Here is a 23,391-nt window from a genome sequence, read left to right on the forward strand (position 1 = left end):
TGTGGGGTGGGTGGATCAGGGTGGTGGGGTCGGTGGTGGGGGTGAGGGGGCGGGCGGGGACCAGGCGGGGGTGGGTGGGGAGGGCGAGGGCGCGGTCGAGGGTGGCCAGGCCGTCGGCGTCCGTGAGGGAGGCGATGCCCGCGGGGGCGCTGCTGTCGGGGGCGGTGGCGCCCATGCCGGTGGTGCGCCAGGTGGGCCAGGCGACAGCGCGGAACCACGGGCGGCCGGTCAGGGACTGGTGGTCGGCGTAGAGGTCGAGGTAGGCGTTGGCGGCGGCGTAGTCGAGCACCCCGCCCGCCAGTGCGGGGGCGATGGCGGAGAGCGAGGAGAACAGCAGGACGAAGTCCGGGGTGTCCTGCTGGAGGTTGGCCGCCAGGGTGTGCAGCACGTCCACCTTGGGCGACAGCACTTCCGCCAGGTCCTCGGTCTCCTTGTGGATGAAGGAGGGGCGGCCCGCCGATGCCCGGCCCGCGCAGTGGATGACGCCCGCGATGGGGGCCTTCGCGCGGGCCGCGGTGAACAGTTCCGGGGTGAGTGGTCCCGTGTGGAGGGTCACTCGGGTGCCCTGGTTCTCCAGGTCGGTGATCAGGGCGCGGGTTTCCGGGGTGGGTTGGCGGGTGCCGGTGAGGACGAGGGTGCGGGCGCCCCGGGTGACGAGGTGGCGGGCGACGAGGGCGCCGATGCCCCGGGTGCCGCCGGTGACGACGTAGGTGCGGTCGGGGTGGATGGTGGTGGGGGTGGGCGGGGTGGTGACCGGGTGCAGGGTCTGGGTGAAGCGGGTGCCGGTGCGGATGGCCACCCGGCCGGAGGGGCCCGCGGCCAGTTCGGCCAGGATCGCCGCCGCGACGTCGGTGCCGATGTCGGAGCCGCTGTCAACGCCACTGCCGGTGCCTGCGTCGATGTCCAGGACCGATGAGGTGACCCGTTGGTACTCCGCGCCCAGGAGGGGGACGAAGGCCGCCACCACCGCGCCGGTGAGGGTGGGGGTGGGGCCCGCGGGGCCGAGGAGGCCGCGGGTGACCTGGAGGATCCGCAGGTCCCGGCCGCGGGCTCCGGCGACGAGTGCGCGGAGTGCGGCGAGCCGGGGTTGCCAGGGGCGGTCGACGCCGTCGAGGTCGGTGAGGTCGAGCAGGGCCTCGGCCTCGGTGGGGGTGTCGGCGGTGTCGGGGACCAGCCAGGCGCCGCCCGCCAGCTCGGCGATCCGGTGGGCCAGGGCGGTGGTGGCCGCCGTGTGGCGGATGGCGAGCCGGGCTGCGAGCGGGCGGGGGGTGAGCGGCGTGGGGGTCCAGTCCGGGCGCAGGAGCGGGACGGGCTCGTCCGCCAGCCAGTAGCGCTTGCGGTCGAACGGGTAGGACGGGAGGCCGGTCAGGCGCGGGCGGGTCCGGTGCAGGGTGGACCAGTCGACGCGGCCGCCGGTGACCCAGTGGCGGGCCAGGGCCTCCAGGTCTTCCGCGGCGTCGGCGACGGGGCCGGGTGGGACGGAGCCGCCGGGGGTGCGGCCGGTGACCCAGGGACGCTCGGCTCCGGCCGGGCCCCGGTCGGAGCCCGGGAGCACCGGGCCGCCGGGAGTGCGGTCGGTGGCCGGGAGGCCGACCTGGGCCGCCACACCCTGGCCTGCGCCGACGGCGGAACCGGGCGGGGCGAAGCCGCCGGGGGCCGAGAGGTGGGCTTGGGCCACCGGGTCCCGGCCCGCATCGGTGGTGGGGCCGGATGGGGCGGCGGGGCGGGCCGGGGTGGGCGGAACAGCACTGCCTGCGGTGACCTGGGCGGGGGCGGCCAGGTAGTCGTCCAGGGTGGACAGGAGGTGGGCGTGGTCGCGGGCCACCATGGCGAGGCGTTCGCGCAGGGGTTCGCGGCCGACCTGGAGGGTGTGGGCGATGTCGGCCAGTGGGGGCAGGGCCACGGCCGTGGCGGTGCCGCCGAGCAGGTAGGCGCCGAGTTCGCGGCCGGTGAGCTGGATCTCGCTGTCGGCGAGGCGGTGCAGGCGGCTGATGAGGGTGTCGTGGTCGGGTTCGGGGGTGGCGGGGGCGCGGAGGAAGTCGGCGAGGCGGGTGGCGACGGCGCGCAGGGCCGGGGTGTCGCGGGCGGAGAGGACGATGAGTTGCGGCGTGGTGTCCACCCGGGTCGCCGGGGCGGGGGTGAATTCCTCCACCACGACGTGGGCGTTGGCGCCGCCCGCGCCGAAGGAGCTGACGCCCGCGCGGCGGGGCAGGGGCCTGCCGTCGGGGGTGGTGGGGGGTGCCCAGGCGGCGGCGGTGGTCTGGACGCGGAACGGGGAGGACGACCAGTCGATGTTCTGGTTGAGGTCGGCCGCGTGCAGGGAGGGGACGAGGGTGCGGTGGCGCAGTTGGAGGATCACCTTGGTGAGGGCGGCGATGCCCGCGGCCGCCTCGGGGTGGCCGATGTTGGACTTGACCGAGCCGATGGCGCAGGAGCCGGGGGGCAGGTCGAACGCCCGGGACAGGCCCGCGATCTCCACCGGGTCGCCGAGTTCGGTGCCGGTGCCGTGCGCCTCCAGGTAGCCGACGGTGGCCGGGTCGACGCCCGCGCGGCGCAGGGCGTCGGCGACCAGGGCGCCCTGGGCGACCGGGTTGGGGACCATGTAGCCGTTGGTCTTGCCGCCGTGGTTGATCGCCGTGCCCTTGATGACCGCGTGCACCCGGTCGCCGTCGGCGAGGGCTCGGTGCAGGGGTTTGAGCAGGACCGCGCCGACGCCCTCGGCGGGGACGAAGCCGTCGCCGCCCGCGCCGAAGGCCCGGCAGCGGTGGTCAGTGGAGTTCATCCTGAGGCGGTTCTGCTGGATGAACTTGTTGGGGTGCAGGGACAGGTTGACCCCGCCCGCCAGGGCGGCCTCGCACTCGCCGCGGCGCAGTGACTCCACGGCGAGGTGCAGGGCGGTCAGCGACGACGAGCACATGGTGTCGACGGCGAGGCTGGGGCCGGTGAGGTCGAGGAAGTACGACACCCGGTTGGCGATGCCCGCGACGGCGGAGCCGGTGTCGGCGGGGGTGCCGCGCTGGGTGCGCTCGACGCCGAAGAACGGGTACTCGTTGTACATCACGCCCGCGAACACGCCGACCTTGGCGGCGTGCCGCTCGGCGAGCCGGGCGCGGGTGTACCCGGCGTCCTCCAGGGTTTCCCAGGCGATCTGGAGGAACTGGCGCTCCTGCGGGTCCATCAGCTCCGCGTCGCGGGGGGTGATGTTGAACAGCAGCGGGTCGAAGGTGTCCACGTCGGACAGGAAGCCGCCCCACATGAGGTCGGTGGGCCAGCCGGGGCGGGCCCGGTCGGGCGGGAGCTGGGTGACGCAGTCGCGGCCGGAGACCAGGTTCGACCAGAACGCCCCCAGGTCGTCGGCCTGCGGGTAGCGGCCCGCGATGCCGATGACGGCGATGTCGCCGGAGGGGGCGCCGCCGTGCCAGGGCCAGTCGCCCTCGGAGCCCGCTCCGGACTTGGTGTCCTCGTCGTCGTCATCGGGGCCCTCGCCCAGGGGTTCCAGGGCGCCCGCGACACCCGCGAGGTCGGCGTGCTCGAAGAACAGGGTGCGCGGGGCGTCGGGGAACTCGGCACGCAGCAGGGTGTTGACCTTGGCGATGAGCTGGGAGTTGAGCCCGTAGTGCTCCAGCGGCACCCTCGGGTGCAGGCGGGAGACGGGGATGCCGGAGGCCTCGGAGTAGGCGCGCTTGACGAACTCGACGGTGTCCTCGCTGGCCTCGCGGGGCAGTGGCCGGAGCACCTCGCACACCTCGGGTTCGGGTTCGGGCTCCGGTTCGACGACCGCGGGCAGCCCGTCGTCGAGCCAGTGCGGTTCGACGGCGAACGGGTAGGTGGGCAGGGAGACCCGCGACGACGGCGGCAGCCAGTACCGGTGCCACTCAACGTGGTAGCCCTCGATCCAGCTCGCCAGGGCGTCGTACTTGTCGGCCGGTTCCACCCTGGCGGCGGCCAGGGCGGCGTCGACCTCGGCGGTGACCATGCCCTCGACCGGGCGGCCCGCGAGGTGCCCGCGCAGGGCGGTGAGCAGTTCCGGGATGTCGGCGACGGTCAGCGCGAGCCGGTGCGGCAGGTGCGCGCGGCCGGTCTGCAGGGTGTAGGCGATCTCGGCGAGGATCGGGGCGGTGCCGGAGGCGTGCCGGTCGGCGAGGAAGTCGTAGAGGTTGCGGGCGGCGGCCTTGAGCGCGGGGGCGGTGGCCGCCGACAGCAGCACCGGGTAGCGGCGGGCGCCGACCGGGCCGGGTTGCGGGGTGCGCGGTTCGGGGCCGCGCAGCAGCACGTGGCCGTAGGTGCCGGTGGCGCCGACGGCGTTGACCATGGCCCGGACGCGGCCGTCGGCTGCGGTGGCGCGCAGCGGCTGCGGGGCGTCGACCAGGGTCAGCGGCAGGTCGTGCCAGGCGACGAGGGCGGAGCGCTCCTCGGCGGCCAGGGTGGGGGCGATCTGGCCGTGTTCGAGTTGCAGCAGCACCTTGACAAGCTGCGACAGGCCGGAGGCGGCTTCCAGGTGGCCGATGTTGGGTTTGACCGTGCCCACCGGGACCGGTGTCGGGGCGTCGGCGAACACCGTGCCGAGCGCTTCGAGTTCGGCGGCGTCGGCGACGCTGGCCCCGGCGGCGGCGCACTCCACGTAGTCGATGTCGGCCGGGTCGCGGCCCGCCTCGCTCAACGCCCTGGCCATGGACTCGGCCAGGGCGTCGGCGTTGGGGGCGCCGAAGCGGCTGGAGCGGCCGGAGTGCCCGACCCAGGTGCCCTCGACGATGCCGTGCACCACGTCGTGCTCGGCGGTCGCGGCGGCGGCCGGGCGCAGCACGACCACGCCGCAGCCCTCGCCGGGCGCCCAGCCGGAGGCGGTGTTGTCGTAGGCGTGCTGCTCCCCCGCCACGACCAGGCCCAGGTCGTCGAGCAGGCGCAGGTGGTAGGGGTGGGCGAGCAGGTTGGCCGCGCCCACCACGGCCGCATCGCACTCGCCGCGGCGGATGCTCTCCACGGCCAGGTGCAGGGCGGCCAGCGACGACGAGCAGGAGGTGTCGACGGCGAGGCTGGGGCCGCGGAAGTCGAAGAAGTAGGAGATGCGGTTGGCGATGTCGGAGGCGGTGGCGGACACCGTGGCCGCCTGCCCGCGCTGCCACGCCTCGGCGCCGACCTGCCGGTAGTCCTGCCACATGGTGCCGATGAACACCCCGACCCGGCCGGACTGGCGGCGCAGCGAGTCGGCGGTGTGCCCGGCGTTCTCCAGCGCCTCCCACACGGTTTGCAGCAGCAGGCGGGCCTGCGGGTCGAGGGTGCGGGCCTCGTCCGGGGAGGTGTGGAACAGCAGGGAGTCGAAGGAGTCGATGCGGTCGAGGAAGCCGCCGGTGAGGCCGCTGTCGCCGCCGGGGGTCAGCGCGGCGCGGCGGGCCGGGGGGACCGGGCCGGTGGCGCGCTTGCCCGCGCGCAGGTTGCGCCAGAACTCGCCGAGGTCGGAGGCGCCGGGGAAGGTGCCCGCCATGCCGATGACGGCGACCTCGCCGGGGTCCTGCCGGTCGCGGCGGCTGCTGTCGCCCGCGGCCTCGCCCGAGTTCGCCGGGGTAGCGCCGAAGGAGCCGAAGGGGAACCGGGTGCCGTTGTGCGGGGGCTCGTGCTCGGCCGGGCCGCCGAGGAAGCCGTGCAGGAACACGTGCCCGTCGTCCAGGGCGAAGTCGGCGGAGACGCGGTCGTGGTTGACCGCGCCGATCGGGCACAGGCCGATGCCCGCGGCGGCCTGGCCGAGCAGGAGGGTCTGCCCGAGGTACCCGGCTTCCAGGGTCAGGTAGCGGAGGGTTTCGTCCTGGTAGAGGGGTTTGATGCCCGCGGTCTGGCCGATCAGGTAGATGCCGAAGCCCGAGGCGTCGAACAGGGGGCGGTTGTAGAAGAAGTGGTGCGAGCGGTCCAGTTGCGGGAACGCGTTCACGAGTCGTAGTGCGTTCTCGGTGGGGTCGTAGTAGTAGGCGCCCGCGGCGAGGCCCTCCACGGCGTTGGGGCGGATGTGGACGTAGACCTGCACCGAGTAGGTGTCACCGGCCGACGGGTAGAGGAACCGGGTGCGGCCCTCGACGGTGGTTTCCGCGAGCAGGCCGAGGAAGCGGCCGAACGCGTCGAACCGGACCGGGCCGGGGGCGAACTCGCGGCGGCTGGCCCGCCAGCCGAAGTACTCCGGGGCGACGGCGGCAGCGGGCAGCGGCACGACCGGCTCGCCCGCGGCGGGCCTGCGGTTGTGCCGGGCGCTCTTGAACGCCTTCTGCTGCTCGGGGGAGAACAGGTCCACGACCTCGTCGGCGGTCGGCGGGTCCGCGACGGTCGCGGGAGGCGCGACGGCGGCCGGGACGGGCGCGACCGGGGCCGCGGGCGCAGGGATCGGCGCGGCGGTCGGGGCGGGGGCCGCTGGGACGGCGGCGGTCGGGATGGCGGCGGTCGGGGCGGCGGTGGCCTGGGTGCCCGCGAGCTGGCGGGCGATGGAGGCCACGGTGGGCTCGTCGAGCAGGGCCGAGACGGGGACGCGGGTGCCGTAGCGCTCGTGCAGGGCGTTGGAGACCTGGACCATGGTGAACGACGTCGCCCCCTGGTCCCACAGGTCGGCCTCGGGGTCCACGGTGGGCAGGCCCAGCCGCTCGGCGAAGATCGCGGTGATCTCGGTGACCAGTTGCTCCAGCGACGGCCCGGCGGCGGGCTCCGGGGCGGGCGCGGCGGGCTTGGGCCGGTCGGTCACCGGCCAGGGCAGGGCGGCGCGGTCTAGCTTGCCGTTGGCGGTGGCCGGGAACGTGTCCACGAAGCCGATGAAGTTCGGCACCATGTACTCCGGCAGCGCCTGCCCGGCGTAGGTGCGCAGCTCGCGCACCGACGGCACGGCGTCACCCGCCGGGATGACGTAGGCGACGAGCTTGCGGTCACCGGAGTGGTCCTCGCGGGCCAGCACCACGACCTCGGTGACGGCCTCGTGCTGGCGCAGCCGGTGCTCGATCTCGCCCAGCTCCACCCGGAACCCGCGGATCTTCACCTGGTTGTCCGCCCGGCCCAGGAAGCACAGGTTCCCGTCGGGGAAGTAGCTGGCCCGGTCGCCGGTGAAGTACAGCCGCTCGCCGGGGTGGAACGGGTCGTCGACGAACCGCTCGGCGGTCAGGTCCGGGCGGTTGACGTAGCCCAGCGACAGCACGGCGCCGCCGATGTAGAGGTCGCCCTCGACGCCGACCGGCACGGGTTCGCGGTTCTCGTCGAGCACGTGGTAGCGGGCGTTGTCGATCGGCCTGCCGTAGGGGATGCTGCGCCAGGCCGGGTCGACCTCGCCGATGGGGAACCAGTTCGACCACACCGTGGCCTCGGTGGCGCCGCCCAGGCTGATCATCCGCGCATTGCCGAACACCGGGCGCAGCTCGTCGGGCAGCGACAGCGGGGTGTAGTCGCCGGAGAGGAAGACCAGCCGCAGGTCGCGCGTGCCGGGGTGCCCGGACTTGGCGGCCAGCAGGGGGGCGAGCTGGTTGAGGGTGGTGGGGGCGGAGTTCCAGAAGGTGATCGGTTCGTCGAGCAGCACGTCGAGCAGCAGTTCCGGGTCGCGCTGCTGGGCGGCGTCGGCGATGTAGAGGGAGGCGCCGACGCCGAGCAGGCCGAAGATGTCGAACACCGACAGGTCGAAGCCCAGCGAGGTCACGCACAGGCCGACGTCGGACGGTCCGAAGTGGAACGTGCGGTGGCACCAGTTGAGCAGGTTGTGCACCGGCCGGTGGGTGACCGCCACGCCCTTGGGCTTGCCGGTGCTGCCGGAGGTGAAGATGATGTACGCGCGGTTGTCGACGTGCCCGGTGGGGACCGGGTTCGTCTCCCCGCCGGTGGCCGCGGCGGTGTCGGTGTCGATGACCTCGATCGACGACGCGGCGGGCCAGCGGGTGGTGTCGGAGGTGGACAGCACGATGGAGCAGCGCGCCTCGGCCAGCATCACCGCGGCGCGCTCGGCGGGCAGGCCGGGTTCGACCGGCAGGTACACCCCGTCGGCCTTGAGGATGCCCAGGGCGGCGGCGATCATCCGCGGGCCGCGGGCCATGGAGATGCCGACGACGGTCTCCGGGCCGACCCCGCGCCGCTTGAGGGTCCAGGCGATGCGGTTGGCCTCGGCGTTGAGCTCGCCGTAGGTCTGCGTGCCGCCCGCCCAGCGCAGCGCGACCGCGTCCGGGGTGGCGGCGGCCTGCCGCTCGATGGGCAGGTGGATGGGGCCGTCGCAGGGGAAGTCGCGGGCGGTGTCGTTCCACTCGACCAGGATCTTGTGCCGCTCGGCGGCCCACGCATCCGCAGGGTCATCGGTGCTGCCCGCGGTCCAGGCCGCGTCGTCGGACTCCAGGGCGGCGACGAGGTCGGCGAACCCGGCGAACAGGGCGGGGGCGTCGGCGAAGTCGGCCTCGACGACGTCCCAGCAGAACCGGGCGCCGGTCGCGTCGAACTCGCCGATGCAGTCCAGCGACACGCCCGGGGTGCAGGTCAGCCACTCGCCGGTGCGCGCGCCGGCCGGGGTGTCGGTCAGGTCGAACAGCGAGGTGTAGACGATCGGGAAGCCGTACCCGCTGTCGTTCTTGCGCTCCCGCAGCACGATCTTGCGCAGCTCGGTGAGCCCGCTGACCGCGTCGGCCTCGGCGTCGGCGGCCAACTCCGCGTCGTACGCGCGAGCCGCCTCCACGATGGACCGGCCCGCGGGCCCGCGGCGGACCCAGCTCAACGCGGTCAGCTCGGCGGGCCGGAACCGCCGCGCGTGCTCCGGGAAGCGGACCACGGACACGGTGAAGTCCTCCGGGTGCGCGCTGCTCAGCGCCTTGCCCAGGGCCGCGAGCAGGACCGCGTCCGGGCTGACGCCGTGCCGCTCGGCACGGGCGCGGAAACCCGCCCAGTCGGTGAAGGCGCCGGTCAGCCGGGTGCGGGTCGCGGCGGCGTGCGCCCGGTCGGGGACGGTCGGGCCGGGGGGCAGGTCGGCGAGGCGGTCGCGCCAGTGCTGCTGCCAGCGCAGGAAGTCCTTGGCCAGCCGGGCGTGCTCGCGGGCGGCCCGCTGCTCGGCGTAGGGGACCTGCGGGCGCGGGTCGCCGCCGTCGAGGTAGACGCGGACCAGTTCGCGGGCGATCGCGTGGATGCTGACGGCGTCGGCGAGCAGCAGGTCGACCGCGAGGTGGATGGTGGCGCCCGCCCGGGAGCGGGTGGCGCGCAGGTCGAAGTGGTGCCAGCGGGCCAGCGGGAACGCCCCGGACACCATGGCCGCGCGGGTCGCCGCGTCGACCGCGGCGTGCTCGGCCGGGTCGGCGACCTCGGTCACCGGCACCCGCCTGCGCGCCGGGGTGTCGCGCCGCACCCGGATGCGGCCGTCGCCGGACACGGCGCTGCGCAGGACGTCGTAGGTGGCCACCACCTTCAGCGCCGCGGCCTCCAGCCTGGTCCGGTCCAGGTGCGGCACGTGCAGGCTGGTGACCACCTGGCAGCCGTCCGCGGCGGTGTCCCCGGCGCGGGCGACGAAGTAGGCCTGCTGGAGTTCGTTGAGGCCGCGGATCTCCAGGTCCGGCGGGGTGGCCAGCTCGCGCAGGTCGTTGACCAGCGCGGCGAACGCGGCGTCGGCCACCCCGGGGGCGACGAACGCGTCGGCGACGTCCCACTGCAGGTGCAGCTCGCCGTGCTGCTGCCACATCTGGTGGTCCAGGGCGACCCCGGAGGTCTGGCTGACGGCGTAGTCCACCGACGCGGCGAACCCGCTGTCGGCGTCGGCGGGCAGGGCGTCGAACATGCTGGTGAACACCACCGGCAGCGCCACCTGGCGGCGGATCGCCCGCCGCGACCGCAGCTCCCGCTGCACGGTGACCCCGCACACCGACGAGTGCTGCACCGCCTGCCAGAGCTGCTTGTGGGTGCGCGCGCAGGCGTCGTCGAGGCGGACCCCGGCGGTGGAGTCGGCGAGGAACACCGCGCTGGCGGTGAACGGCCCGACCAGGTCGGCGACCGCGCTGGGCAGGCGGACCCGGTTGTTGGTGGTGACCACGAGGGAGAACGGGGCGCGCGCGGCGTACCGGGCGAGGACCTCGGCGAAGAGGGTCAGCACCAGCGAGGTGGGCGAGACGTCCCACGCGCCCGCCAGCTCGCGGATCGCGGCCCACTCGCGGGCGCTGAGGGAGTCGCGCAGCGCCCGGCGGGGGCCTTCCTGGCCGGTGCCGCCGAGGTCGGGGCCGTCGGGCATGTCGCGCAGCAGCTCCACCCAGTAGTCCAGGTCGGCGGCGTGGGTGGGGCTGTCCTCCTGGGCCTTGAGCGCGGCCAGGCTGTCGCGGACGCTGACGGCCGGGGCGGGCAGGACGTGGTCCGGGTCGGTGTAGAGGGCGGCCCACTGGGTCAGCAGCAGGGCCAGGCCGTGCCCGTCGGTGGTGATCGCGTCCAGGCTCAGGTGCACCCGGCCGGTGCCGTCGGCGCGCTTGGTCACCTCGACGGTGAACGGGGTGTCCCCGGCGGCGTAGCGCTTGTGCGACAGGCGGGCGCGCACCTCGGCGGCTTGGCGCTCCTGGGCGGCGTCGTCGCCGGTCAGCTCGTGCACCCGCAGCGTCCACTCGGGGGCGTCGGGGCGGATGTACTGCTGGCCGGAGGCGGTGATGCCCAGCCGCAGCACGTCGTGGTGGCGCACGAGCCGCCGCCACGCGCCGTCGAGCCGGGTCACGTCGAGGTCGTCGACCTCGAACTCGCGGTAGAGGTGGCAGCCCACGGCGTCGGCGGTCAGCTCGGCCTGCCTGCCGAGCAGGTACGCCTGCTGCATCGGGGTGAGCGGGAACGGCTGCCCGGCGTTGGCGGGGTCGGCGGTGACCAGGACCCCCGCGGCCCGCGACACACCGGTGGTCGGCCCCTCGGCCAGGTGCGCGGCGACCCGGTCCGCCAGCTCGGCGAAGCTGCGGCTCTTGCCCACCCAGTCGATCGGGATGTCCACCGCGTACTCGGTCTGCAGCACCAGCCACAGCCGGGCCGCGGCCATCGAGTCGAGCCCGTAGGCCCGCAGGGACGCCGCGAGGTCGGGGGTGGTGCCCGCGGGCAGCAGCTCCGCGAGGACCCCGGTGACGGTGTCGCGCACCCGGGCGAGGACCTCACCGGTCCGGGTGGTGCTCCCCGCCGTGCCGTCTGCTGGCGCCATTGCAGTCTCCCGCGTGCGAAGGGTTGCCGTCTTCTGTGGGGGCTTTCCGGGGGGATTGCTTTTGCCACGCAAGCATTTCCCCGGTCGGCTGCCGCGGTTCCGACGCTAATGCGGGGTCTGCCGGATGCCTGCTCACGTTTGAGCAGGGCCCGGACGCGCCGAAAGGGGCCACCGGCGTCCGGTGGCCCCTTTCGGCGCGCGGGCTCAGAAGCGGTCGGGCCGCAGCGGGGTGAAGGCGACGTCGCCCATGCTGCCCTCGACGAAGATGCGGTTCCAGGTGCCGCCGCCCTTGGCCGGGGCGATGATCTCGTTGAGGTAGATGTCGCGGGTGGCCTGGTCCATGCGCTGGTGCATGTCGATCAGGTCGTAGTAGGAGTCCAGGTCCTTCATGTGGATGAGCCAGTGCACGTAGTCGGCGCCGCCGAACGCCTCCTCGAACAGGAAGGAGGTGCTGACCCCGGGCAGGTGGGTGTTGATGTCCTCGGTGATCTGGCGGGCGAACATGCGGGCCTCGGCGCGGAAGGCGTACTTGGTGACCGCGCTGCGGTGGATGACGATCTCGGAGTTGCCCGAGTGGACCAGCGAGTCGGCGGGCAGCGAGGTCTGGCCCGCGGCGGGCGGCACCACCAGGTTCGGCCTGGCGGTGTCGACCCCGGCGCCCTCGGGCAGCGCCTCGTCGGTGCCGTACATGCCCCAGTGCTGCGGGATCAGCAGGGTCTCGGTGACCGAGCCGTCGACGTACATGGGGTCGGTGCCCGCGCCCTCTCCGGTGCCCTCCAGGCCGTCCTCGAACAGGCTCGACACCGCCGCGTAGTCGTGCAGCGAACGCAGGTGCAGCAGCCAGTGCAGGCGGTCGCGGCGGCCGAACGCCTCCTCGTAGACGAAGACCGTGGCGGCGCCCTGGTGCTTGTGGTTGATCTGCTCCGCCAGCTCCAGCGCGGTCTTCTTGCCCACCGAGCGGAACTGCGCGCGAAGCTGGGCGGTGCGCTCGACCACCACCCCGGAGTTGACCGAGTTGAGCAGGTCCTCCGGTGCCAGCGTGGTCTGGGCCTGCGCGCCCACGGCGGTCTCGGTCACGGTCGTCCTCCACACATCCCGGCGAGCACCTCGGCGGCGCCGCTCATCAGTCGTTCCGCGATGACCTCGACGTGGCGGGCCCGCCAGTCCTCGAGGTCGGTGCCCGCGGCGAAGCGGTTGAACGCGCCGATCGCCGGGCCGCACTGGATCTGGTAGTTCACCCGCTGGTCGGGCACGCCGTCGAGGCCCCAGCGGACCGAGCGGGCGAAGTACCACTGGAAGGCCAGGGCCAGCTTCTGCTTGCCGCTCAGCCTGCTCAGGTCCTTCCCTCGGCCCCGGTGGTAGGCCGCGGTCTCCGCCCACACCTCGGCGTAGGGGCGTTTGAAGTAGGTGTCCTCGATGCTCTTGCGCGTCCGCTCGTCGATCTCCTCCCAGGAGTCGTGGCGGCGGTAGAGCTGGTGGAGCTTGTTGCCGCGGGCGGCGAACAGGGTGCCCTTGCGGACCACCTGCACCCGGGCACCGATCTCGAACATGTCCCCGGCGGGGGCGTACGCGGTGTCCTGCACGTCCAGCGACGCCAGGATGTCCTTGACCGCGTCCGAGGTCCCGCTCTCCGGGGTGCACTGGTTGACCGACCCGGTGAGCACGAAGTCCGCGCCCAGCACCAGCATCGCGGCCACCGCCTCCGGGGCGCCCACGCCACCGGCCGCGCCGACGCGCAGGCGCTTGGCGTAGCCCTGCTCGGCCATGACCTCCTCGCGCAGGCGCAGCATGGACGGCATCAGGGTCAGGGCCGCGCCGCCGTCGGTGTGGCCGCCGGAATCGGCCTCGACGCAGATGTCCTCGCTGACCGGCAGCACCAGGGCGACCCTGGCCTCCTCGTCGGTCAGCAGGCCCGCGTCGCGCAGCTTGGCCACCACGGCGGGGGCGGCCGGGCGCATGAACGCGGCGGCCACCTCCGGGCGCGACACCTTCGCCAGCACCCGGTGCGGGGTGTGGCAGACCCCGGCCGCGTCGATCCGCGCACCGTGGTAGCGGAAGCGGACCACGGCGGGGGTGACCTGGGTGAAGCCCGCGGTCTCGACCGCGCGGACGCCGTGGCGCAGGTACAGCTCGACCACGGCGTCCTCGAACGCCGGGTCGTCCGGGGAGTGCAGCAGGTTCATGCCGTAGCGGCCGTCCGGGCCCAGCGCGGACTTGATCTCCACGAGGGCCGCCTCGACCCGGGCCGGCTTCAGCCCGCCCGCGCCGAAGAAGCCCAGCAGCCCGGCCCGGCCCAGCCGGATCACCAGCTCGGTGGAGGCGATGCCGCGGAACATGGCCCCGGCGAGGTAGGCGTACCGCACACCCCAGTCCCGGCGGAACTCCGCCGACCCCAGGTCCTCCGCGCGCAACCCGACCGGCCGCGTGGGCACGACGGCGGGAGCGACCACGGGCGCCGCCGCGACGACCGGCGCGGGCACCGGGTCGGTGACCGCCGCCTTCCACAACCCCGCCAGTACCCGCCCCGGGCCCAGCTCCTCGACCTCCTCCACGCCGTGGTCGATCAGGTGGCGCATGGACTCCGCCCAGCGCACCGGCCTGCGGATCTGCTCGGCCAGCAGGGTCGCGACCTCGCCCGGCCGGTACGGCTGGGCGGTGACGTTCGAGATGACCGGCACCATCGGGTCGGTGAAGGCGACCCCGGCCAGCACGGTGGCGAACTCCTCGGCCGCCGCGGCCATGTACCGGGAGTGGAACGCGGCGCTGACCTTGAGCGGCACGCAGCGCGCCGCCTTGTCCCGCTCGATCAGGATGGTCGCCGCCCGGATGCCCTCCGGCGGGCCGGACAGCACGACCTGGGTGCGCGAGTTGTGGTTGGCGATGTCCACGCCGGTGTCCGCGCCGCCCGCGAGCAGCTCGACCACCCGGTCGAGGTCCACGCCGATGACCGCGGTCATGCCGCCGCCGCTCGCCCGGCCCATCAGCTCGCCGCGGCGGCGCACCAGCTCCACGCCGGTGGAGAAGTCGAAGCAGCCCGCGGCGAACAGCGCGTCGTACTCGCCGAGGCTGTGCCCGGCCAGGAACTTCGGCGCGGGCAGCTCGCGGGCGCGAGACAGGTGCGTCAGGGCGTTGACCACGAACAGCGCGGGCTGGGCGAACTCGGTGCGCCGCAACCGCCCGTCCGGGTCGTCGGCGCACAGCTCCCGCAGCGACCAGCCGAGGACGTCCTCGGCCTGGCGGGTCAGCTCCGGGTAGCGGTCGAACAGCCCGGCGCCCATGCCCTTGCGCTGCGAGCCCTGACCGGGGAAGACCAACGCGACCATGGTGCTACGCCTCCCAGGGGAACTTCCGGTGCGTGGTGAAGTCGGAGATGCGCCCGGCCACGGTCTCGTCGGCCATCAGGCGCGCGAACTCGCGCAGCGCCAGCTCCTCGCCCGCGGCCGAACCGGACCACTGGGCGCGGCAGTACCGCTTGAGGTCGGCCACGGTCGCCGCGTCCAGGCGGCGCAGCCGGGCCAGCAGCGTGCGCAGGGCCGTGTCCGGCCGCTCGGTCAGCTCGTCCACCAGGTGCCAGCGCTCGGCGGCCTCGGCGGGGACCGAGCGGGTGGACAGCGACATCGTGTATGCCTTCTGGAAGCCCACCCGGCGGATGAGGAACGGCAGCACGCAGCACGGCAGCAGCCCCCACAGCGCCTCCGGGAGGCCGAACTGGCTGCGCGCGGTGGCGAAGACGAAGTCGCTGGCGGCGACCAGGCCGACCCCGCCACCGGAGGTCCAGCCGTCCACCAGGGACACCACCACCCTCGGGGCGAGGGTGAACCGGCGCAGCAGGCCGAGGAACTCCTCCCCGCCCACCCGCGCCAGCTCACCCCCGTCACCCAGGTGGCCCGCGGCGTCGGCGAAGTCCATCCCGGTGCAGAACACCCCGTCGGCCCCGTGCAGGGCGACGACGCGGCAGTCCGGGTCGGCCTCGGCCAGGTCCAGGGCGGCGTGCAGCTCGGTGAGCACGGTGCCGCTGATGGCGCCGCGGGTGAGGCCGACCCGCAGCAGGCCGGGGGCCCGCTCCAGGCGCAGCGCGCTGAACTCCGCCGTGGTCATGGCGTCAGAAACCGGAGGCGGTGGTGCCGGGCTTGAGCGGGGAGAGCACCAGGTCCTGGATGGTGCCGTCGACGAAGGTCTTCTCCCAGGAGCCGCCGCCCTTGGCCAGCGCGACCCGGCGGGCGCCGAGGATCTGCCGGTAGGTTTCGTCCTTGCCCAGCTCCACCAGCTTGAGGTAGTCGTTGAGCGTCTTGAAGTGCAGGGTCCAGTGGATGCGGTCCTGGCGGCCGAAGGTCTCCTCGAACAGGAACGCCGACACCGAGCCGCGCAGGGTGTTGTTGATGTGGTTGGCCCACTCGTAGGCGAACTGGCGGGCCTCGTCGCGGAACTCGTACTTGCAGTGCGCGGTCCGCATGATCGTCACGCCCGCGTTGCCGGTGTGCAGCAGCTCGCCCTCGGGGACGGTGGTCTGGTGCGAGGCCGGGTCGGCGAAGTACGTCGGGTCGTCATCGTCGTCGTCGTGGTCCCCGACGCCGTGCTGGGGGACGATGACGCGCTCGGAGAAGGTGCCCTCGGTGAACATCCGCTCCCAGTTGCCGCCGCCGCCCTCGGCGAGGCGGTCGCGCTCGGTGATGTCCTTGAAGGTCTTGTCGTGGTCGACCAGGTCCAGGATGACGTGGTAGTCGTTGGGGTTCTTGAAGTGCTGCACCCAGTGCACCCGGTCCTGCTGCCCGAACAGCTCCTCGAACACGACGATGGTGGCCTTGCCCGCCAGCGGCTTGTTCAGGAAGCCCGCCAGCTCCAGGGCGAACTCCCGGCCCTCGCGGCGGAACTCGTGCCGGATCTGGCCGGAGCGGTGGATGACGAAGCCGCTGTTCGAGGTGTTGAACGCCGTGGGGGCCTGCGCGGGCACCCCGGTCTCGTCGGTCTCCGCGAGCACGGGGCGCTCGATGATGTCGGTCATGGCCACGGTCCCCTTCGGTGGTCTGCTGTGCTGCTCGCCACCCTCACCCCGCCGGGCGGCGGGGTCTGCTCAGTACTGCGCAGAGGGTCCGACAGCGGTTGCCTACGTTCGGTAGGGAAGGCAGAAGTGCGCAGGAAGCTTGTTCGGGGTGAGCGTTCCGGGAATGAGGTGCGCCTGAGATGGCGGAAACCCAGCGGGTGCACGTGTACCCCTTCGGCGAGGTCACCGGTCTGCGGGTGCACCCGGTGTTCGCCGAGCTGCGGGAGTCCGAACCACTGGCCCGCGTGCGGCTGCCGCACGGCGGCGAGGGGTGGCTGGTCACCCGGTACGCCGACGTCAAGCTGGTCAACTCCGACCCCAGGTTCACCCGGTCGCCGGTGGGCGAGGGCGTTCCGCGCACCACGGCGCTGCCGCGCCGGGCCGACTCGATCCTGGGCATGGACCCGCCCGAGCACACGCGGCTGCGCACGCTGGTGTCGAAGGCGTTCACCCCCCGCCGGGTGGAGCGGCTACGACCGCGGGTCGAGCAGGTCGTGGCCGAGCTGCTGGACCGGGTGGCGGAGACCGGGCCGGGGGCGGACCTGGTGGGTGGGCTGAGCCTGCCGCTGACCATCACCGTCATCTGCGACCTCCTCGGCGTCCCCTACCGCGACCACGCCGAGTTCCGCCGCTGGTCCGACGCGATGATGTCCACCACCGCGGTCGACCCCGCCGAGGCCGCGCACAGCGAGGCCGCCCTGCGCGCCTACCTGGCCCGCCTGGTCGCCGACCGCCGCGCGCACCCCCGCGACGACCTGCTCGGCCACCTCGTCGCGGCCCGCGACCACGGCTCGCGGCTGACCGAGGAGGAACTGGTGTCGTTCGGCGTGACCCTGCTGATCGCCGGGCACGAGACCGCCGCGAACCAGTTGTCGAACTTCGTCTACGTCCTGCTCACCACCCCGCCCCTGCTCGCGGCACTGCGCGCGGACCGCGACCTGCTGCCGGGGGCGGTCGAGGAACTGCTGCGGTTCGTCCCCTTGGGCAATGGAATCGGCAACGCCAGGGTCGCCCGGGTCGACGTCGAGCTGAGCGGCGGCGTCGTCCGCGCGGGCGAGCACGTCTTCGCCGCCGGGGTCAACGCCAACCGCGACCCCCGGGCCTTCCCCGACCCGGACACCCTCGACCCGCGCCGCGCCCCCAACCCGCACCTGGCGTTCGGGCACGGCCCGCACTACTGCCTGGGGGCGCAGTTGGCGCGGATGGAACTGACCGTCGCCCTCGGTGCCCTGCTCGACCGCTTCCCCGCCCTGGCCCTGGCCGTGGACCCCGGGGACGTGCCGTGGAAGCGGGGCAGGCTCCTGCGCGGCCCCGACCGACTGCCCGTGCGCTGGTGAGGAGAAGCCCGTGACAATCCCGTCGACCACCCCGGACCTGCGCGGCCACACGGCCGTGGTCCTGCACGCCCACCCCGACGACGAGGCCATCTTCACCGGCATCACCATGCGCCGCCTCGCCGACGCGGGCGCCAGGGTCGTCCTCGTCTGCGCCACCGACGGCGACCTGGGCGAGGCCCTCATCCCCCTGCGCCCACACGAAACCCTCGCGGGCCGCCGCCTGCTGGAACTGGAACGGGCGGGCGACATCCTCGGCGTCGACCGCCTGGTCCTCCTGGGCTTCCGCGACTCCGGCCTGCCCGGCTGGCCGCAGAACCACCACCCGATGGCCCTCATGCGCCAACCGGTCGGCACCCTGTCCCGCCGGGTCGCCGAGATCATCGAAGCGGAACAGGCGGAGATGATCCTGCACTACGACTGGCGCGGGATCTACCGCCACCCCGACCACGTCGCCGTCCACCGCATCGGCCGCCAAGCCGCCCGCCTGGCCGGGGTGACGTCCTACGAGGCCACAGTGGACAGAACCCACCTCACCCGCCTCGGCGACAACGCCCACCTGGTCCACGCGGCGGCCCGCTCCACGGACGTCCCGTTCGGCCTGTTCCCGTCGGAGATCACGGTGACGCTGCGGGCGACCTACGCGGAACTGTCGGCGAAGCTGGCCGCCATCGTCACCCACGCCAGCCAGGTCACCGGCGAGGCGGTGGCCCACGCGACCTTCCCCGACGCCTACCGCTTCGAGTGGTACCAGCGCATCGGCCCCCCGACCGCGCTGGAGACGCTCACCGAGGAAGGAATCGCCGTGGGGTCAGTCCCGGCTCGGCCTTGAACGCGCCGCTGCCGCGCCGCCGCTGTGGACAACAACACGACAACCGGTACCCGGCCGACGCAAGCCGGTAACGCCTCGGGTTGCGCACGCGACGCGATGAGCAGCGCAGTCGCCGCGGGCATCCGCCGAGAACGGCACGGACCCGTCCACGAGTACCCGGAGTCAACCCGCCATGACCTATCCCGCCCCCACCCCCGTCCCGGCTCCGAGCAAGCGGAAGAAGTGGCCGTGGATCGTCGGCGGCATCGTCGCCCTCATCGTCGTCGGCTCGGTCGCCACCTCGAACAAGGACGACAACACCACCCGGGCGAGCGGGCCACAGACCACCGACGTGGCAGTGATCCCGCCAGCCGCGCCCGCCGCGGCCGCACCCGTGGCGGCCAAGTCCACCGTGGTCTACAAGGTCACCGGCACCGCCAAGGACACCACGGTCATGTACACCACCATGGACGGTGGCTCGTGGTCGAGCAGCACCGAGCAGGACGTGCCGCTCCCCTGGGAGAAGACCGTGGCGGTGGAGGGCGGCCTCTTCTCCGGCGGCAGCCTGATCGTCACCACCGGCATGAAGGGCGGCCAGGTGACGTGCAGCGTGGTGGTCGACGGCAAGGAAGCCAAGACCGCGCAGGCCAGCGGCGAGTTCGCCTCGGCAAGCTGCTCCGGGTTCTGACTCGCCCCTGACGGCCACCACGCACGGCAGCGCCCGAGTCCACAGGGGACTCGGGCGCTGCCGTGGCGGAACTCTTGGTACTACGTCACTTCAGCTCGGACGACGACTTCCCGAGCAGGCGACGGGCCACGATGAGCTGCTGGATCTGCTGGGTGCCCTCGAAGATGTCGAGGTTCTTATCCCGAGGAAAACGGACCTGCGGCCGTTACTGACCGCACACCCTCTGACCTGGGCGTTTGTGGTCGTCGTTGGTCATTGTCGGTCGGCACAGTTCGACGTCTGACGGCCTGTAGACGGCCTGATCTTGAAACCGGTAGTCGCCCGCCACCTCTCCCCAGGGGCTTACTCGCCCCCTTCTTCCTCGTCCTCGGCCGCCCTGACGGTGGGAGCCGGTTGTCAAGAGTGAGGCCCCGCCTCATCGCGCAGCGACGCCGCAGGCGCTCTTGATGACCGGCTCCCACCGTAAGATCATTCGCCGATGAGGAAGCCCCTCGCGCGCTCCGCGGTGACCCTGTCTACTGCCGGTCGCTGCTCCCAGGGTTCGCCTTCGCGTCGCCTGCGCGGTGTGGCACCGCCCCGGCCGGGCTGTCGGCTGGTGCCGCGCGCCCGCGCGGGCGGAGCGAAGCGGGAGCCCGCGCCGTGGCGCGACGGACACCGGGCCACCACCCCAGCGTGACGGGCACACCGGTGCCGCGCCGCGCAGGCGGCGCGGCCTTGATCCCCTAGAGCCAAATTCGGCAAGCTGATACATCACCCACGCTACAGAGTAGCTCACGATCTAGACTGAAAGCTTCGATGCAACTGTTAGGTGGAGGACCAATGGACTGGCTCATCAATTCGTTCTCTGACTTACAGTGGGGCAATGTTCCAGGGTGGGCTGGAGCAGGTTCATTATGGATCGCAATAATTGTACTTCTTAGAGACAGAAAAGAGCGTCGACAGTCCCATATATCAAAAGTTGGAATCTGGGCGGACAAAAAAGAAGATCCGCGAGAGAATGACAACACACTCGACTTTGCAATTACTTTTTGCGTCCGAAACGGGGGCGATCTTCCAGTATACATCGAGGCGATCGAATGGGTGGTTCACTACAAGCGGTATAATAACCGGTTTGATTATCACCCCTTCCCTCAGAACATGATTTACGATGACCATGCGCAACATGGCAGCATTCGCTTAACCGCCGTTACCGTTGCCCCCGATTTGACCCGCCCAGTCATTGTAGATTCAGGTAAGAGTATCACCCGCCAAACCGATCCTGCCTCCCCTGGGAGCGTTACGAGAAGAAGGCCAAATCCTAAGGATTCCCGTGAGATACCCTGGGAGTCGATCGAAGTTCGCACTTGGTCGGCGACACTGGCCGACGGTTCGGGAAGGCGGTGGAGGATCTATCCTTCAGGTCACCGCCTCCCTCGAAATCTCTCAAGTTTTGCGACCTTGCGAAATTTGTTTCATAAAATGAACCCCCGTAAGGTTTATTGGAGTCTACGGATACTAAAATCTCGATTTCGATGGAAACTGCATCAAATAAAAGCAAACAGATTTAAGGAGTAGCTACGGAACGAGGGAACCGCGCGTAGCCTCTGCTGCCTTAAAGCACGTGTGCACATACGCGTTCAACAGTAGCGATACAGTTGACGTCAATGAGCCCTTAAGGCGACTACCGAAGTTCCGAGTTCCACAAAGAAAAAACCGGCTTTCAACATCCGTTGTCATCGGCCAAATTTTTCTATCAAAATGTCGCAAGTTGAGCCCAAAGCAGCCCGCTTCCACGCCTTATTGGCGAACGCAATGCGTGTCACCCCCGCACTGGTCCCGGCGACCAGGTCAGATAGAGAATCCCCTATAAAGGCTGCGTCTTTCGGGTCAATATTCAGACCGCTTACGGCCATATTAATTAGATAAGGTGCGGGCTTAAGCTTGTCAACAACCTGCGGAGTGCGCGCCGATATTAAGGACACGGCGTGGGTCAGGTCATGAATGTCAAGGTATAGGCGAATCGCATCAACGCTGTTGTTGCTGACAATAGCGAGCGGGCGCCCGTCTCGACTCCACTCCTTAATGAGAGCGTGCGCACCTGCTGTGGGTTGCGCCGATTGAACCGCTTTGCACTCCTGTTGAGTGAATTGGAATTCGATGGCCGCGACGTGCTCGGGCGTGTGGGTCACCGCATAGGAAAGCACGTCGAAAGGATCGGAGCTTGTTTTATCTAGACCAACCAGAGGTCCCGAAACTAAACCATACAAATGATTGCGAAGCCGTATGGCTACTTCACTTGCCAATAGGCCGGAAAAAACGGAGCACACAGGTCCGTCAAAATCGAGCAAGAGAAGCTTTGTTTTATTCAGCTCAGTTCGCGCAGCCTGCCAGTCGTGCACGCGGGTCATAGGGCGTACTCGTCGGCGAGGGTGGTCCACATGCTGTCAAACCAGGTGCGGGCTTGTTCAACGTACTGGCCGGATGCGGCTGAGTGTTGGAAGAGGAGTGCGTCTTTGCCCATGAGGTCGTACATGGGGGTGGGGGTGCCTCCGAGTTCGATGGTGTGAGGAACGACGGGGTAGAAGCCGAAGAAGGCTTCGGTATTGTTGAGGATGTAGAGCTTGAACATGGGGGCGGCGTGATGGACTTTGACAACTGCTTCGGACTTCTCAACCAAGCCGAGGGAGTGCAGCTCGGCGAAGGAGTCGGTGATGGCCCCGAGGTGACGGCGCATGATGCTGTGTGCTCGGGCTCTGAACTCTGGTGAGTCGGCGCGGTCTTCGGCGCGGCAAGGGATGGCCATGGGGGCGGTGGTGTCTGGGACCAGGATGCGGACGGCGATGGACTGGGGGCGCAGCTCGCCAGAGCGGATCTGGTCGAGAGGTTCTTGCATGGCCCCGTGGAGGGTTTCACCTGAGAACCCTGCGAAGTCAATGGTGACACGGTCCGCAGTGAAGGCGTTGGCGATGTGGGGACGGAGGCCGATAGGGCGGGCGGTCTTCTCGGTCTCGCCGGCGGTGAGTGGTTGGGCCTCGACTACCGGGTCTGAGGTGGGGCGGCGTTCAGGGGTCTGTGGGACTGGGACGTTGTCGGGGACGTAGTCGAGGTGGGCGGAGTGAGGGGCGAACAGCCTGTCGGCGGTCCAGTCGGGAAACATGGCTTCAAGGATGCGGCAGTGATCGGCGTAAGGCAGGCCGAGAAGTCTGCCGGAAAGCCACTTGTAGAACTGGGCGCGGCCCGGGTGCTTGCCGATCATGTGCGGCTCGACGCGTTTCGCTACGCGGTCGTACTCTCGGCAGAAGGCTTGGTGGCCCTGTAGGTGGCGCTGCCTGAGCAGGACTTTGAGTGCGATCTCGGTGTCTGGCATCTGGTCCCCCGTGTAGGTCAGGGAGACGACGGTAGCACCAAGAGTGTACTTAGAGTGGATTTTCACAGACCAGGAAGCTTCAAGGTGTACCTAGGTGGCCTCTGGAGCAGACAAATTTGGGCCGAATCTGGTATCAGCGGCCGAGACTGCGGTCGCCTGGTGCAGGGAGATTCGATCATGGCGATTGCCAGGGGGCACAGGTTCCCCGTGGAGTTCGGGGTGGCGTTCCCGCAGGGTCTGGTGCTCATGGGTGAGGTGTCCCCGGACACGGAGTACCAGAGCAGGGAGGACCGGTCGGCGGGTCGGCCGGTGCGGCAGAAGGTGGACGAGGTGACCGGTAAGCGGCAGTGGAAGGCGACCGTGACCGACCCGTCGGAGGTCAACGCCAAGCGGGCGTCCTTCGACCTGGTGTTGTTGGCCGATGTTCAGCCGGTGCCGACCACGGCGGAGGTGTTGCCGGGGTTGCGGCCGGTGGAGTTGGACGGGTTGACCGCTGAGCCCCGGGTGGCTGGGAACGGGGAGTTCAAGTACCAGGCGTACGTGTTCCGGGCGACGGGCTTCCATGCGGCGGGCTCGGGCTCCGGTGCGGGTTCGGGTGCGCGGTCGTCGCGGGTGTCGGGTGAGTCGGAGAAGGCGGCGTGATCGTGGTGACTTCCGAGCCGAACGGGACCGAGTTCGCCTCGTCGCTGCCCGATTCCAGTGCCGTAGGGGGCGTTCCTGTGGAGGTGCTGTCGCGGTGGGAGTCCGCGTACCGCAAGTACGGACACGCCTCCGAGACGGTCTCGGCAGCTCCCCCGGGGGACCCGGAAGCGGCCCGGATGATGGCCGAGACCTCGGCGGACGTGGCGGCGGCATGGCAGGAAATCGCCAAGTACTGCACGGGCACGTGGTGGTCGTTGGCTGCGGTGGAAGCGGCGGGGCAGGCGTTCACCGCACAGGCGTCGGACTGGACGGCTCGGGTCTCACAGATCCGGGCGTCACGGGTTCGGCGGGTTCGGGGGCCACGGTGACACGGCGACCGAAGTCCACGCAGT

The 23,391-nt window shown here is 71.3% G+C and carries 12 protein-coding genes; 5 read left to right on the forward strand and 7 right to left on the reverse strand.

Annotated features, from left to right (window positions below; translation table 11 throughout):
• From L6E12_RS29290 to L6E12_RS29310, 5 genes are all read right to left on the reverse strand, one after another.
• Positions 1-11,137 (reverse strand): non-ribosomal peptide synthetase (locus L6E12_RS29290; protein ID WP_236231159.1); only part of this gene is annotated, 11,137 nt, incomplete at its 3' end.
• Positions 11,138-11,341: 204 nt separating this feature from the next.
• Positions 11,342-12,214: a DUF6039 family protein gene (locus L6E12_RS29295; protein ID WP_236231160.1), complete on the reverse strand. Its 873-nt coding sequence runs from the start codon at positions 12,212-12,214 to the stop codon at positions 11,342-11,344.
• Positions 12,211-14,460, reverse strand: a complete 2,250-nt coding sequence (gene fabD, locus L6E12_RS29300) for an ACP S-malonyltransferase (protein WP_236231161.1) — start codon at positions 14,458-14,460, stop codon at positions 12,211-12,213. The genes L6E12_RS29295 and fabD overlap by 4 nt, the downstream gene beginning before the upstream one ends.
• A gap of 4 nt (positions 14,461-14,464) precedes the next feature.
• The gene (locus tag L6E12_RS29305) at positions 14,465-15,235 is read right to left on the reverse strand and encodes an enoyl-CoA hydratase-related protein (RefSeq protein WP_236231162.1); all 771 of its coding nucleotides are present in this window, start codon (positions 15,233-15,235) and stop codon (positions 14,465-14,467) included.
• Positions 15,236-15,239: 4 nt separating this feature from the next.
• Positions 15,240-16,139: a DUF6039 family protein gene (locus tag L6E12_RS29310; protein WP_236231163.1), complete on the reverse strand. Its 900-nt coding sequence runs from the start codon at positions 16,137-16,139 to the stop codon at positions 15,240-15,242.
• Positions 16,140-16,318: 179 nt separating this feature from the next.
• On the opposite strand from L6E12_RS29310, the gene L6E12_RS29315 reads away from it, so the two are divergent.
• The 3 genes from L6E12_RS29315 to L6E12_RS29325 all read left to right on the forward strand — a co-directional run bounded on the left by L6E12_RS29315 (position 16,319) and on the right by L6E12_RS29325 (position 19,011).
• Complete coding sequence (locus L6E12_RS29315) at positions 16,319-17,515, forward strand: cytochrome P450 (protein ID WP_236231164.1); 1,197 nt, start codon at positions 16,319-16,321, stop codon at positions 17,513-17,515.
• A 10-nt stretch (positions 17,516-17,525) separates the two neighbouring features.
• A complete protein-coding gene (locus tag L6E12_RS29320) occupies positions 17,526-18,344 on the forward strand; it encodes a PIG-L deacetylase family protein (RefSeq protein ID WP_236231165.1) in 819 nt (272 codons plus the stop codon).
• A 172-nt stretch (positions 18,345-18,516) separates the two neighbouring features.
• Positions 18,517-19,011 (forward strand): DUF4190 domain-containing protein, encoded by a 495-nt coding sequence (locus L6E12_RS29325; protein ID WP_236231166.1) that lies wholly within the window; start codon positions 18,517-18,519, stop codon positions 19,009-19,011.
• Between the two features lie 1,712 nt (positions 19,012-20,723).
• Here the strand turns inward: L6E12_RS29325 and L6E12_RS29330 are convergent.
• Together L6E12_RS29330 and L6E12_RS29335 are read right to left on the reverse strand one after the other, a co-directional pair.
• Positions 20,724-21,398, reverse strand: coding sequence for an HAD family hydrolase (locus tag L6E12_RS29330; protein WP_236231167.1), 675 nt, complete (start codon positions 21,396-21,398; stop codon positions 20,724-20,726).
• Positions 21,395-22,357 (reverse strand): hypothetical protein, encoded by a 963-nt coding sequence (locus tag L6E12_RS29335; RefSeq protein WP_236231168.1) that lies wholly within the window; start codon positions 22,355-22,357, stop codon positions 21,395-21,397. The genes L6E12_RS29330 and L6E12_RS29335 overlap by 4 nt, the downstream gene beginning before the upstream one ends.
• 177 nt (positions 22,358-22,534) lie before the next feature.
• Between L6E12_RS29335 and L6E12_RS29340 the strand changes: the two genes are divergently transcribed.
• A complete protein-coding gene (locus L6E12_RS29340) occupies positions 22,535-22,999 on the forward strand; it encodes a hypothetical protein (RefSeq protein ID WP_236231169.1) in 465 nt (154 codons plus the stop codon).
• The gene (locus tag L6E12_RS29345; RefSeq protein WP_236231170.1) at positions 22,996-23,367 is read left to right on the forward strand and encodes a hypothetical protein; all 372 of its coding nucleotides are present in this window, start codon (positions 22,996-22,998) and stop codon (positions 23,365-23,367) included. The genes L6E12_RS29340 and L6E12_RS29345 overlap by 4 nt, the downstream gene beginning before the upstream one ends.
• Positions 23,368-23,391 lie beyond the last annotated feature (24 nt).

The organism is Actinokineospora sp. PR83, from assembly GCF_021056305.1.
Classification (GTDB): domain Bacteria; phylum Actinomycetota; class Actinomycetes; order Mycobacteriales; family Pseudonocardiaceae; genus Actinokineospora; species Actinokineospora spheciospongiae.